The sequence below is a fragment of the Paraburkholderia mimosarum LMG 23256 = NBRC 106338 genome, from assembly GCF_000739815.1.
GTDB classification, from domain to species: domain Bacteria; phylum Pseudomonadota; class Gammaproteobacteria; order Burkholderiales; family Burkholderiaceae; genus Paraburkholderia; species Paraburkholderia mimosarum.
In genome coordinates this window covers 53,441-67,229 of the sequence record NZ_BBJJ01000019.1, presented here as the reverse complement: position 1 = coordinate 67,229, position 13,789 = coordinate 53,441, and the positions used below count along the sequence as shown (strand labels likewise).

At 62.0% G+C, this 13,789-nt stretch carries 12 protein-coding genes; 5 read left to right on the top strand and 7 right to left on the bottom strand.

Annotation, left to right across the window (positions count from 1 at the left end):
* Positions 1-36 precede the first annotated feature (36 nt).
* The 6 genes from BMI01S_RS16205 to BMI01S_RS16180 are packed head-to-tail and all read right to left on the bottom strand — an operon-like array spanning position 37 to position 6,013.
* On the bottom strand, positions 37-711 hold the full coding sequence (locus BMI01S_RS16205) for a 4-carboxy-4-hydroxy-2-oxoadipate aldolase/oxaloacetate decarboxylase (protein ID WP_028231535.1): 675 nt from the start codon (positions 709-711) through the stop codon (positions 37-39).
* A complete protein-coding gene (locus tag BMI01S_RS16200) occupies positions 708-1,364 on the bottom strand; it encodes an RraA family protein (RefSeq protein ID WP_028231534.1) in 657 nt (218 codons plus the stop codon). The genes BMI01S_RS16205 and BMI01S_RS16200 overlap by 4 nt, the downstream gene beginning before the upstream one ends.
* A gap of 3 nt (positions 1,365-1,367) precedes the next feature.
* Complete coding sequence (locus tag BMI01S_RS16195) at positions 1,368-2,051, bottom strand: RraA family protein (protein WP_028231533.1); 684 nt, start codon at positions 2,049-2,051, stop codon at positions 1,368-1,370.
* Positions 2,048-3,265, bottom strand: coding sequence for a Rieske 2Fe-2S domain-containing protein (locus tag BMI01S_RS16190; protein WP_028231532.1), 1,218 nt, complete (start codon positions 3,263-3,265; stop codon positions 2,048-2,050). The genes BMI01S_RS16195 and BMI01S_RS16190 overlap by 4 nt, the downstream gene beginning before the upstream one ends.
* 55 nt (positions 3,266-3,320) lie before the next feature.
* The gene (locus tag BMI01S_RS16185) at positions 3,321-4,133 is read right to left on the bottom strand and encodes a crotonase/enoyl-CoA hydratase family protein (protein WP_028231531.1); all 813 of its coding nucleotides are present in this window, start codon (positions 4,131-4,133) and stop codon (positions 3,321-3,323) included.
* A gap of 32 nt (positions 4,134-4,165) precedes the next feature.
* Positions 4,166-6,013 carry an AMP-binding protein gene (locus tag BMI01S_RS16180; RefSeq protein WP_028231530.1) on the bottom strand — a complete coding sequence of 616 codons (1,848 nt, stop codon included), beginning with the start codon at positions 6,011-6,013 and terminating at the stop codon, positions 4,166-4,168.
* A 242-nt stretch (positions 6,014-6,255) separates the two neighbouring features.
* Between BMI01S_RS16180 and BMI01S_RS16175 the strand changes: the two genes are divergently transcribed.
* From BMI01S_RS16175 to BMI01S_RS16160, 4 genes are all read left to right on the top strand, one after another.
* The gene (locus BMI01S_RS16175; RefSeq protein ID WP_028231529.1) at positions 6,256-7,425 is read left to right on the top strand and encodes a thiolase domain-containing protein; all 1,170 of its coding nucleotides are present in this window, start codon (positions 6,256-6,258) and stop codon (positions 7,423-7,425) included.
* 5 nt (positions 7,426-7,430) lie between these two features.
* Complete coding sequence (locus tag BMI01S_RS16170) at positions 7,431-9,104, top strand: 3-hydroxyacyl-CoA dehydrogenase NAD-binding domain-containing protein (protein WP_028231528.1); 1,674 nt, start codon at positions 7,431-7,433, stop codon at positions 9,102-9,104.
* Between the two features lie 2 nt (positions 9,105-9,106).
* The gene (locus tag BMI01S_RS16165; protein ID WP_028231527.1) at positions 9,107-10,927 is read left to right on the top strand and encodes an acyl-CoA dehydrogenase family protein; all 1,821 of its coding nucleotides are present in this window, start codon (positions 9,107-9,109) and stop codon (positions 10,925-10,927) included.
* Between the two features lie 194 nt (positions 10,928-11,121).
* Positions 11,122-12,090 (top strand): PDR/VanB family oxidoreductase, encoded by a 969-nt coding sequence (locus BMI01S_RS16160; RefSeq protein ID WP_028231526.1) that lies wholly within the window; start codon positions 11,122-11,124, stop codon positions 12,088-12,090.
* Positions 12,091-12,164: 74 nt separating this feature from the next.
* On the opposite strand, the gene BMI01S_RS39035 is transcribed toward BMI01S_RS16160, so the two are convergent.
* Positions 12,165-12,944, bottom strand: coding sequence for a MarR family winged helix-turn-helix transcriptional regulator (locus BMI01S_RS39035; protein WP_081723466.1), 780 nt, complete (start codon positions 12,942-12,944; stop codon positions 12,165-12,167).
* A 390-nt stretch (positions 12,945-13,334) separates the two neighbouring features.
* On the opposite strand from BMI01S_RS39035, the gene BMI01S_RS42400 reads away from it, so the two are divergent.
* Positions 13,335-13,580, top strand: coding sequence for a hypothetical protein (locus BMI01S_RS42400; protein WP_063619605.1), 246 nt, complete (start codon positions 13,335-13,337; stop codon positions 13,578-13,580).
* Positions 13,581-13,789: the final 209 nt, after the last annotated feature.

Genomic DNA, 13,789 nt, shown 5'->3' with positions numbered 1-13,789 from the left:
GATTTTCCACGTAGAGCAGACCGCGCGGTCCGCTTTTCAGAAGTTGTAGAGCTCCAGCGTGCGTTCACCTGAGCGCAGGCGCTGCATCACCGTGGCCTCTTTGGCTTCGCGCGCGGCGGAACGGGTTACCGCTTCCTGAACGCGCTCGCGCGGTACGGCTACGACGCCATCACGATCGCCAACGATCAAATCGCCCGGATTGACGACGACATCGCCAAGCCGCACCGGGTGATTGATCCAGCCGCGCGCCCCCTGATCCTTTCCAGTGCCACGAATGCTGAGGCCGGTCGAAAACACCGGGAAGCCGAGCGCCTCGAGCTGATCCGCGTCGCGCACGCAGCCGTCGATGACGAGTCCGGCGAGTCCGCGTTCGATGGCAGCGGTGGCCATGATTTCTCCCCAGTACCCGAAATCAGGCTTGCCGCTCACATGAACGACGAGGACGTCGCCCGGCATGGCAACGTAGAGCGCGCGATGCAGCCACAGATTGTCACCACCCGGCGAGTGCACGACGATCGCGGGTCCGCAGAGTCGCATGGCAGGCGCAATCGGTTTGATCGCAGAGGGGAGCGCACCGATGCGACCGAGCGCTTCGTGTAGCGTCGACGATGGCGTCCCCGACGCCTGCGCGACGAGGTGCGCTTGCGGACGCTCGATCGACGTGCGGACCGTCGGGAACTGTTCCCGCGTGCACATGAAGGGGACGCTCATGATTCCTCGCGCGTCTGCAGTTGGTGGTAGCGATGCAGCTCTCTTGCCTCGCGCAGGCTCATGCCCGAACGCACGGCGTCACGGATGGCGTTTTCCGCTGATTCGATGGACTCGGCTAGGTCGAGCACGCGCGCCTCGTGCTCTTGGGGAATCACGACGACACCATCCGCGTCGCCGCGCACGAGATCGCCGGGCGAGACGCGCGCGCCGCCGATATTGACGGGCTCCTGAGTCGCCTCTACCTGAACGCGGTCCTTGCCGGTACGCATGGAATTGCCGCGGCTGTACACGGGATAACCGAGTTCGCGGCACAGCGCGACGTCACGATTGACGCCGTCGATGAGCGTGCCCGCAAGTCCGCGCCGGTGCGCGACTTCGGTCAGGATGTCGCCCCACACCGTCGCGTCGTCACGGCCACCGTTGTCGAGCACGATGACGCAGTTGTCCGGCACGGTATCGATATAGTCGCCAACCGTCCCCGCCGGTTTGCCTGCGGGGCCGTAGCGTAGCGTCCATGCGCGGCCGGCCATGCGGAAGTCGGGAGAATTCGGCTTGATGCGATGGCACTGGCCGTTGATCCCGCATCGATCGAGTGCATCGCTTAGTGTCGCCGTATCCAGCTTGCCGGCGCGCTGTACGTTAGTGTCACTCATGATTCATCCTTGTATTGCGTCGCTAACGAGCATGTGCTCGTAGTCTTTGCCCATCACCTCGGTGACGGGACGTCCCGCCAGCAGATCCTTCGCCATGGCCGCTTCACGCGCGGCGATGTGCTCCGCGACGGCAACGATCCCGGCTGCTTTCGCCGCAGGCAAGACCACGACGGCGCTGGCGTCGGCGATGACCAGATCGCCGGCATGCACGACCACGCCGTCCACGCACACTGGCGCGTTCACCGAGTCCTCCTCGACGCGTCCGCGTGCCGTGCGCGCCGTGAGGGCGCTGGAGAACACGGGCAAGTCGTATTCGCGCGCTTCCTCGATGTCACGCACAGGGCCATCCGCCACGATGCCCGCGATACCCTTGAGAGACGCCGCGAGAGAAAGGATGCCGCCCCAGCAGCCCGCGTCGATGCCGGTGCGCTGTTCGACGACGATCACGTCCCCAGCGTTGGCGAGTTCGATAGCCGTGGTGCCGAGGTGGCGAACCGGGGCGTCGCGGCGCACGGCTGCGCCGGCGGGCACGAGCCGGCAAGTCACTGCAGCGCCGGCGATCTTGTGATTCGAGGCCCGCCGCGCAAGCCTGGTCGTGACCTGTCCCGTGATGCCGAGTCGATCGAGCGCATCGGAGACTGCGCACGTATCAAGTCGCTTCAGGCGTTGTACGAGTTCGCTTTTCATAGCAGGGCGCGCCACTCAGCTTCGTCCTTGAAAATCCCCGAAATCGGGCCGGCGCTCAGATAGTCGATCTCTTCATGGCGTGCGAGCGTAGGCACCGAGTTGCCCATGAATTCGCGCACGGCCTTCAAAAGACAGCGCCGCACGGCCAGAACCGCACCATCGCCGGCGCCGAGGTACTCCTTCGAACGATCGACGATCGGCCCCATGCTCATCATGACGGCGAAGTCCTCGGTGCCCAGCATCTGCGTAAAGCCAGTGAAGTGACCTTGCTTCATGGCTTCGCGGTCCTGCCCCCAGTTGTCCTCGGGCGGACCCGGCGGCAAAGGCGGCCACGAATCCGGGTCCTCGTACAAATGCGTCTTGTTGGGCACCAGCTTTTCGTTGACGCGATAGGTCATCTGCCAGTAGTAGATGTTCTCGTCGTCGATCGGTACGGAGAAGAAAATGCTGCCGCCTTTCGTGTCGGAGCTGTTGGGCGAAACAATGCCGAACCACGGCATGACGAACGAGTTCGTGCGAACGTACGAGCGACCTTCCTTGAGTGCGCGCACTGCCGCATAACGAAAGCCGAACGGCTTTTGCGCAATGTGATACACGGGCGCCATGTTTTCTGAAGAAAACTCGATGTCGCCGAAGCCGACGAGCCAGCTCTGGTGGAGCACGCCGAGATGGGCGGAGTCCATGGTGGTCTCCACGCCTTGCAGCCAGTTGGCGTTGACCTTCTGCCGGAATACAACGAAGTTTTCGCGCGGCAGACCGACGAACGGCAATTCAGGGAATGCCGGGGGCGTCTCGCCAACGCCCAGCCACACCCAGACAATGCCGCCTTCCTCACGTACCGGATAGTGCTTGAGGGGGACGTGCTTGCAGTACTCCGCTTCATTCGTTGGCTGCGTCGGCACGGCCACCGTCACGCCGTCTACATTGAATTTCCAGCCGTGATAGATGCAGCGCAATGCGTTGTCTTCGTTGCGCCCGATCGCGAGTGAAGCGCCCCGATGCGGGCACGCCTCATCGAAGAAACCCACCTTGCCATGGGTTGCGCGAAACGCAACGTATTGCGCTCCGAATAGTTTGACGCGCAGCGGTTTTCCGTCGGCTTGCAGCTTGTCCGACAATGCCGCTGGAATCCACCAGTTTTGCTTGAGCATCTGCCCCATCGGCGCGCCATTGCTGACGCGGGTCAGCAGCGCGTTGTCTTCCTTAGATAGCATTTCGGTATCCTTATCACGCAGTTCGCTTAACCAGTTATTCAGAAGCGTAGATTCGTCAGGTTGCTTCGGAGGAAGTCTGGTTGCGGCGGCCATCGAAGAATTCGGCAATCCGTTTTGCTGCGTCCGTGTTGGCGGACCGGGTCATCGACGTGATCATGGTTTCGGCGAACAGTCCCTCGCCAACCGGCATCTCCGAGATCCGGCTGATGCCGTTGATGATCGCGTAGTTGGTCGCAGGCGCGTTGCTGGCAATGCGCCTGGCCAGCTCGCGAGCCTTTTCAACGCCTGCGCCATCGTCGACGACATAATGCGCAAGACCAATCCGGTGTGCATCGTCCACATTGAGCACGCTGCCCGTCAGCATCATTTCGGTTACGCGCGAGGCGCCGATGAGCCGCGGAATCCGCACTGAGCCGCTGCCGCCGAGGAAAATGCCGCGCTGGCCTTCGGGGAGCTGAAAGAACGCCGATCGTTCGACGACGCGAACGTGTGTCGCTGCGGCAAGCTCGAAGCCGCCGCCGATAACGCCACCCTTCAGAACGCTGATGACCGGTAGTTCGCCATACTGGATCTGGTCGAAGGTACGGTGCCATGCCCGGGTGCGACGCATGCCTGCGAGCACATCGGGGCTGCGCTTGCTCATGAGCTCGAAAAGGTCCAGGCCTGCGCAAAAGTGCTCGCCCTCGCCATGGAGAATGACGGCGCGCGCGCCTTCCAGTCCGTCGGTGAATACGGATGCAAGCTCGGCAAGCAATGCGTCGTTGATCGCGTTGCGCTTGTCAGCGCGATTCAGTTTGACGAGCGCGATCTCACCTTCGCGTTGAATCTCGATCAGCGACTCGGCTGCGGTGGAAGTATTGTTGGTCATGATTCTTTGTTGGAAAAGACTCTTTGGGGAGGCTACGCTTCGATTGTCACGACGTTCGCGCCGGGGTTGTCCGCGTATAGCGCTGCGACTGCGCTTGCCCGCCGGGCGAGCACGGCGCGCTGATTGATATAGCCCTTGTCGGTGATCTCCCCGGCATCGCTCGATGGCGGTTCGTTCAACACCATCACGCGGCGTATGCGCATGCTGCTGCCGGTGTGACGTTCGTTGTGACGCAAAAGCGATTCGCGCAGCGCGTCATGCAATGGCGCATGGCTGGAGAGCGCGTGAGCGTCGCGCATGCCGAAACGTTCCTGACATGCGTCCGGGTTTGGCCACGCGAGCAGTGCCACATAAGGTAGATCGGCGCCCACGACGACCACATCGCGCAGCAGTGGCGCGGCGCTGCTAACCACCTCGACGCGCAGCGTGCCCACGCGCACGAAGATGCCAGACTGCAGTTTGAATTCTTCGGCGACGCGACCGGCAAACGCCAGCCCTTCCTCAGGTCGCGTCCGATCCACGAAGGTCACCGCATCGCCCAGGCGGTAATAACCTTCGTCGTCGAAGGCGAGGCGTGTCAGTTCTGGCTGCCGGAAATAGCCCTCCATGACAGAGGCGCCACGCGCGCGGATTTCATAACGCTCTTCATCGAGCGGCACCAGCTTGAGTTCGACGCCAGGTTGGGGCAGGCCGACCAGCCCGGCCTGTCCCGTTGGCCAGTGCACGACCGTGGTCGCCGCGCATGTCTCGGTCGAGCCATAGCTTGCGACGAACGGAATGCGGTGCCCGAGGTGGCGGACGGCCTGTGTCTGCAGGCGTTCGTAGAGGCTGTCAGGCAGTTTGGCGCCGGAGGAGGTCAGGCGGCGCAGGCGGCGGAAAAAACGCTGGCCGAGCGTCTCGTCCGCTTCCAGCGCGTCCGCGAGCATGGCGTAGCCTGCAGGCACGCTGCTGAAGCGTGTCGGCGAAACCTCGTCGAGGTTGCGCAGCGTCTTCGCGAACTCGCCGGGCACCGGGCGTCCGTCGTCGATGTACATCGTCCCGCCATCGTTCACGATGCTGTTGAAGATCGCCGTGCCGCCGGCCACATGGCTCCACGGCAACCATTCGAGCAGCACCGATTCAGGCGCTATGGGATCGTACCCCACAGTCTTTGCATGCATGGCCATCGAGACGCAAATCATGCGCTGCGTGACCGGCACCGCCTTGGGTTCGCCGGTCGAGCCCGACGTAAAGAGGTACTTCGCAACGGTATCGTGTGTGATGGTGTCGATCGACCGCTGCACCGCGAGGCTCACTGGCGTGGTGACGACTGCGCTCCAGGCCGTGGCGTCGAAGTCATTTACTGGCTCGTCGACGTAGATCACCCACGCGTCACACGACGCGACGGCACGCAGCGCCGCCTGGAACTGGCTCGCGCTCTGCACGAAGATCACTGCCGGCTTGATCAAGGCGACCATCGCTTTGAGCTTCGCGTGATCGGTACTCAGCAGCGAATAGGCGGGCGTCACCGGCACATAGGGCATGCGCGCCTGCATGGCGGCCAGTTCGACAACTGCATGTTCCAGCGTGTTGCCGCTCAGCACCATCACGCTGCGCCCGTCGAGACGTTGTGTCAGCAACCATTGGGTCGCAGCGTCCGCCTGGCGGGCAGCTTCCCCGTAAGTCAGCGTGCGCCAGTCGCCCGTCTGCTGGCAGCGCTGGTTGAGCCATGGCCGCTCGGGGCGTTCGAGCGCCCGACGCTTCAGGACGGCCGGAAGATGAGCTTCGACAGGACCAAGCGGCACCCTGCTACGCATCAGCACGGTGCCGTCGTCTTGCTCGGCGACCTCGAGATCGCGCTCGAGGAAGGGGAGATTGATGAAAGGGAACTGGGCAGTCATGTTCAGGAAAAGCATCTCGTTGATCGCGCAACGGTATGGTCGCGTCACAAAGTAAGGCTACCTTACATAAGTTATTGACCTTCATCCACATAGAGCAAACCCTAGGGACAAATTCCGAACTTATCCTCGTTGGCATGATATAAGGTAGCCTTACTATATCGGACAGATTGCTCGGCAAGGTGTGAGACGGTGGTTCCCCGCTGCCTCGACGTCGCGCACTAACGAAGGAGGCACTCCTCACCATGAATACCAAAGGCGCCGCCTATATCGCGGGTATCTACGAACATCCTGTTCGCCGGGCCGACGGATTGTCGACTGCCCAGATGCATGCGGATGTCGCGCTCGGCGCACTGGAGGACGCAGGACTCTCGCTCGATGACGTCGACGGCTTTTTTTGCGGCGCCGACGCCCCTGGACTCGGAGCGCTCACGATGGCCGAGTACATCGGCCTGCGCAACTTGCGTCATGTCGATACGACGGAATCGGGCGGCTCAGCTTATCTGTTGCACGTGGCGCACGCGGTGGAGGCCATCGCGGCAGGGCACTGCAATGTGGCCCTGATCACGATGGCTGATCGACCCCTCGCGGTGGGCGCAGGCACCCGACTCGCCGGTGTCGATCGGGACACGATGCCGAACCTGCCGTTCCAGGCCGCAGTTCCGCCCCATCCGATGTACGGCTACGCGATGGTGGCGCGCCGACATATGCACGAATTCGGCACGACGCCCGAGCAGCTCGCCTGGGTCCGCGTCGCCGCCTCGCATCATGCGCAGCACAACCCGAACGCCGTGCACCGCGAAGTCGTTTCGGTGCGGGATGTGCTCGATTCGCCGCTCGTCGCCGATCCGCTGCACCGTCTCGACTGTTGCGTCGTGACGGACGGCGGTGGCGCCGTGGTCGTCACGCGCCCGGAAATAGCGAAGCGGTTGGCGCGCCCGAAGGTCAAGGTCATCGGGACAGGGGCCGCGGTCAAGCACCCCGACGCCGGACGTATCGAGCTATTGACCTCGGCTGGCGCACGCTCGGGGGTGGTCGCGTTTGCCGAGGCCGGAATCAGCCCGGCTGACATCGGCTACGCGTCGTTGTACGACAGCTTCACCATCACCGTCATCGTGCAGCTCGAAGACCTGGGCTTTTGCGCCAAGGGAAGGGGCGGGTGGTTCGTCGCGGACGGCAACCTGATCGCAGGCCATGGCCGCTTGCCGTTCAACACGGACGGCGGCGGCCTGTGCAACAACCACCCCGGTAACAAAGGCGGAATGACGAAAATCCTTGAAGCCGTGCGGCAATGCCGAGGCGAGGCACATCCGGCGGTCCAGGTGGCGCGCCGCGAGTTCGTGCTCGCGCACGGCACGGGCGGCAATCTGGCTGGCACCCACGCGGCGGGCACCTTAATTCTGCAAGCGGAGTGATTAACATGAAACAGGATCGGGGATTTCCACCCGCACCGGTAGTGTTTCCCGGCGACGAACCGTTCTGGGAAGCGGCTCGTTCGGGAGAACTGCAAGCCCGGCATTGCAGCGCCTGCGATACGCCGCACTACTATCCACGAATGCACTGCCCGTTCTGCGGCAGCCGGGAAATGTCATGGCGGAAGTTGTCGGGGCGCGGCACGATCTATTCTTATTCGATTGTCGAGCGCAGTCCTCGCCCGGTGGCGCCGGTCATTATCGAACTGGAAGAAGGATTGCGTGTGCATTCCGTGATCCTCGACTCAGACGTGCGCGCGCTGAACATTGGCGACCCGGTGACGCTGCGTTTCGTGCCAGCGCAAGATGGGCCGCCCGTGCCCGCCTTCACCACGACTTGCGCCGAGGCCGCGAGGGCCTACACGCAAGCGGCGCGGGCAGAGGTGGAGGCACAGGCGCTGCGCAGCCAGCGTGTGTTCCGTCGTGCCGTGGTCATCGGTGCGGGCAACATGGGTGCGGGCATTGCCATGGCGTTGCTGGCGGGCGGCCTTTCGGTGCACCTGATCGACCAGGCGGAAGCATCGCATGCCGCTGCGATCGGGCGGATTGGCGAGTCGCTCGGGCGCGATGTGGAGCGCCAGCGTCTTGCACCCGCCGAGCGTGACGCGCGGCTCGCTCGCTTGACGTCGGGTCAGGAGATGGCCGAGATCGCAAACGCCGACGTGGTCATCGAAGCGGTGTGGGAAGACCTGGCGCTCAAGCAGCAGTTGTTCGCTCAAATCGACCGGTACGCGCCGCCCGGAGCGCTGCTTGCGACCAACACCTCAACCCTCGACATCAATCTGATCGCGGCCGCGACGCAACGTCCTGATTCCGTGGTCGGGCTTCATTTCTTTAACCCGGCCAACGTGATGCGGCTCATCGAGGTGATTCGTACCTCGTCGACATCGATTGAGGCACTGGACGCTGCGCGCAGCCTTGCCGCATCGATCGGCAAGTTTGCGATCGTCGTTGGTGTGTGCGATGGGTTCGTGGGCAATCGCATGATGATCGCCCGCGAGCGCCAGGCCGCTCGTCTGCTGCTCGAAGGCGCGCTGCCCGACCAGATCGACCGTGTGCAGCGCAACCTCGGTCTGCCAATGGGAACGTTCGAACTGCAGGATATGGCCGGCGGTATAGAACTGACTTTCCGTGCTCGCCAGAAGGCAGGGAAGAAAGACTGGCTCATCGAGCAGTTGCATGCGCGCGGCCGTACCGGGCAGCGCGCCGGGCGCGGCTATTACCGCTATGAGCCAGGCAAGCGGCGCCCGCTCGTGGACCCGGAGGTGACGGCGTTGATCGAGGAAGCTTCGCGCGTCGAAGGCATCGAGCGGCGCGCGATTTCGGACGAAGAAGTTCACGACCGCCTGGTTCTGCTGATGATCAACGAGGGCGCAAAACTGCTCGCCGAAGGGATCGTCGGGCGTGCCAGCGACATCGATCTGGTCTGGCAGCTCGGCTATGGGTGGCCGGACTGGAAAGGTGGCCCCATGTATTACGCCGACATGCTCGGGCTCCAGTCCATCGTCACGAAACTCACCGCGCTTCGCGCCCACCATGGCGATCTATTCCGGCCCGCGGAACTGCTCGTGCAGCTCGCCGAGGCATCGGAACGAATCTCCAACGTCAGAACATTACGCTAACCATGCCGACTTATCGCGCCCCAGTCAAAGACTGGCTCTTCATTATTCATGACTTCCTGCGAGTAGATGAACGCAACGACGTGCCTGGCTTCGCCGAGCTGACGCCCGACCTGACGTCGGCCGTCCTCGAAGCCGCCGGTCAGTTTCACGAGGAGGTGCTGCACCCACTCAATCAACCCGGCGATACCGAGGGCGCCCGGATTCACGATGGACAGGTTCGCACGCCTGCTGGCTTCAAGGAAGCCTGGGATGCCTATCGTGAAGCGGGGTGGCACCGCCTGAGCCTCGCAGAAACGCTGGGCGGGGCCGGACTGCCGCCGGTCATGTCGGTCCCCATGTCGGAGATGCGCGCATCCACCGGCCAATCATTCTCGATGTACAGCAGTTTTTGCGCACCGGCGGCCAGCATGCTGGCCGCGCTTGCGCCTGAATGGATCAAACGGCATGTCGTGCCGCGTCTCTCGGACGGCGACTGGACCGCCACAATGTGCATGACTGAGCCGCAGGCGGGCACCGATCTGCGCCAGATTTCGACCCGCGCGATACGCCAGCCTGACGGGACGTGGCGGATCACCGGACGCAAGATTTTCATCTCCGGTGGCGATCATGATCTGACTGACAACATCGTGCACATCGTGCTCGCCAAGGTGCCCGACGAACAAGGACGCGTGACGGCTGACCTTTCTTTGGTGCACGTCTTCATGGTTTCCAAGCGGACGATCGACGCGCAGACCGGCGAGCCGGGCGAACTCAACAATGTCCATGCGCGGTCCATCGAACACAAGATGGGGATCGAGGGCAGCGCCACCTGTGCACTCGATTTCGAAGAGGCTGTTGGGTGGCGCATCGGCGAGACGGACGGCCACGGCACGGCGGCCAACATGGCGCCGATGTTTCACTTGATGAACTACGCCCGTGTGGGCACAGCCGTGTCCGGGGTCGGTTACGCAGAAATTGCGCGGCAGAACGCGGCGGACTATGCGCGGGAACGGCACTCGGGGCGGGCGGGCCCGAAGCTGCGCGATCCGGCGAAAGTGGCAGACCCGATCATCGCGCATGCAGACGTGCGACGCCTGCTGCTCGAAGCGCGCTCTTTCGCCGAAGGGGCGCGCGCCGGCGCGATGCGAGCGGCGATGTGGCAGTCGATTGCTCAGTCAGGCCCTGACCCGCAGGAGCGGCAGGCCGCCGCCGACATGCTCGACATCCTGACTCCCGTGATGAAAGCATTCTTTACCGACCGAGGCTTCGAAGCCGCAGTCGCGTGCCAGCAGGTGCTCGGCGGACACGGCTATATCAAGGACTACGGCATCGAACAGTTCGTACGTAATGCCAGAGTCGGTCAGCTTTACGAAGGCGCAAACGGAATTCAGGCGACTGATCTGGTGCACCGAAAACTCTTCTCGCAGGAAGGTCGCCGATGGAAACACTTCGCGCAAGCGATTTCCGGTTTCATCGAGCGTCACACCTATGATGTGGAGCTCAAGACGTATACGGTGCCGCTTGAAGATGGACTGAAACGCCTTAGCAAATCCATCGCATGGGTGAAAACAGAGGGCTCCGCGAACTATGGCCATGCCGACGCCGCTTCATACGACGTTCTAACCGCAATGGGTATCTTGTACGTCGGCTGGACCTGGTGCGAAATCGCCGCGACCGTACTCGAGAACTCGAAATGCCGGTACGTCGATGAGATGACGCGCGCCACCAAGCTGGCATTGGCAAAGACCTGGATGGAAAGACAAATGCCACTGCTGGAAGCGATTTGTCGTCGCATCGAATGCGGCAACGACAGCCTTCTTTCCGTGCCCGATGACTGGATCTGATAACTCGGTCCATATGCGCTCGCGAATCCCGGCATGTTGCGTGCCGAATATGCCGGGTTCGCGCCCGGGGCACTGCGCGAGCCTTGCGATCGCAGAGCGGTCCAATCGGCGAACACCGGGCTTCAATCGGCGCGCGCGGTGCGCACTCATCGCCGGGTTGATTTTGTCTACCCTATGAACGAACCAGATATTCTATGAGCGAATTACCGCTTACCAACGTCCGCGTCAAATCGATGACCTTGCTGGCGGACAGCATAGTTAGCCTCTTGCTCGAAGCGCTGGACGGAAGCGATTTGCCCGCTGCAAGCGCTGGATCCCATATCGATGTCAACCTCGGCGGGAAGCTCTCACGCTGCTACTCTGTCGTACGCAGGGATGGCGCGCCAAAACGCTATGAAATCGCAGTCGCAAAAGACGCCCGCAGCCGTGGCGGGTCGCGGCACATTCACGAAACGCTGCGCGTCGGCGACATTTTGCAGATCGGCGCGCCCCGCAATCTGTTCCCTCTGGTAGAGGACGCGAGCCTGAGCGTGTTGATCGCGGGCGGCATTGGTATTACGCCGCTTTGGTCCATGGTGCAACGGCTCGAGACACTGGGGCGTTCGTGGGTGCTGCACTACGCGGCGCGCGACCGCAGTCGTGTGGCATACATTTCGGATATCAAAGCTTTTTCAGAAGGTTCGACCAACGGCAAGCTCCACGTCCATTTTGACAACGAGCATGGCGGGCAAGCATTGGACATCGGCGCGGTTCTTCGTGACGTCCCAACCGACGCACACGTCTACTGTTGCGGTCCCCAATCGATGCTTGACACATTCGAGGCGGCAACTGCGGCTCGGCCCGCGGGAACCGTGCATCTGGAGCGGTTCGCGTCCACGCAGCATCAGGGTGACAGTCAGGAGTTCACGGTCGTCCTGGCGAAATCCGGTCAGTCATTTGAAGTTGCTCCAGATCAGTCAATTCTCGACGTTCTGCTCGAAAATGGCATAGATGTCCCATTCGGCTGCATGCAGGGAGCTTGCGGGTTGTGCGAGACGCGCGTCCTCGACGGGACGCCGGATCATCGAGACAGCCTGTTATCCGCCGAGGCTCGTGCCACCGGACAAAACATGCTCATCTGCTGCTCGCGCAGCAGGACGCCCGTGTTGACCCTGGACGCGTAATCGTCACGTCCACCAGAAAGTCCAAAGACGGGATCGCAGAGGGCCTACGCGCGGAGGGTGGAATCCGCGCGTTGTTAGCTGGAAGGCGTGGCTGAATCGCCTTCCTTGGCGTGCTTCCCGAGTTGTGCGCTGCGCACCCGGCTCATCAGGATGCGCAGGCTGGCGACGTCCTCGCCGTTGAGGCAACTGAAGAAGTCACGCTCGGCTTCGTCGATTTTCGATTCACACCGGATAAGGACCTTACGCCCAGCGGCAGTCGACGAAATCAGCATGGTGCGCTTGTTGAGCTCCGTGGACTGCCGTTCGATGAGCTTTTTGGCCTCGAGCGCCCGAATGAATTCTCCCATCGACTGCGCCGTCATCATGGTCTTGCGAGCCAGATCGGCCGACGATACGGGCTCATGGTGGGCGATCAGGTTCAGGACCATGTATTGGCCAGCCGTAATGTCGATCGCCAGCAGACATTCGTCCAGTCTACGGCGAATCAATTGTTCGACCTGCTGGATATAGAAGAAAGTGCGAGCGCTAACGGACATCGGAATCCCACGTATGGTCTTGCGGCTCGGATTCAGTCCGAGTGTTGGATAACGTGAGTATACCGTCATTCCGGCTGACGACAACTGATGCGGAGTCGGGCCGGGGGCGAGATGGGCCGAACCAGCCGCCTCAAAGTTTCGTTTTCCTGACTCTGTTGAAAATTGAGGAAGCTCGGCCGATAGGTGGAGCCAAATGAATCGATGAAGGAACTGGCGAATATCCTGGATGTGTCCATGTTTACCTTGAAATTCTGCGTCGACATCACCGTGGAGCAAGCACGTTGTTGAAGGACATAGAGCCGCGATTGCAATGCTCATGCTGATGCGGGATCATTCGCGCGGTCAATACGATGTTGCGATCGATCTTCCAGCACAGCGCGACCAGTTTGTGAGTATGGGCAATGCTGTTGGTGCTCGCAGTTTTTGGGAGTGGACGAAAAGCGGGGGAGTATTCGTTCAACCCCGAACGGCCTCAGGTGACCTGAAATGCGGGTACCGGTTTCGAAAGCAGCTTTCCGCTTTTCCATCGAGCAGTTCGACGCGGGTCTGCAGCTATTGGCGCTCGTAGTTTCTGCTAGCCATGACCGCTATTTTGCTAGCAGCGGAAAGGCCTGAACTGGCGCAGGAGAAGCGATTGAGTTTTTGCAGAGGCACGGATTCCCAACTTTCGATTCCATAGAGCGAGTGCCTGCAGGAAGCGGAAGCCCAATGGCACTGCTCAGCTACAGCGACCTTACTCCAGACGCGCTGAACGTCCTCAGATCGAGGATTCACAACCTGTTCTGGAAGAACCACGCGATCGGCGCGCAGAGCCGGAGAGGGAAGACTGAGCCGCAGTGGTCGATCAGCGATATGCGTCTTCCCCAAGCGAGGGGCCGCGGCATGGCCTACGCGCTGCCCAAGCTTCACGGTGTCAATCTCATTCGGCGCGCAGAGCCGGAGAGGGAAGACTGAGCCGCAGTGGTCGATCAGCGATATGCGTCTTCCCCCAGCAAGGGGCCGCGGCATGGCCTACGCGCCGCCCAAGCTTCACGGTGTCAATCTCATGATCTGGGTCAAGCTTTTGGCCTGGAGGGCGAGTAGCGTGATTCCAGGCTGACAGGTAACCGCGGCGGCAGTGCCGGCCGCAATCGTCTGCGTATAAAACTGGTGGGGTGGAACGG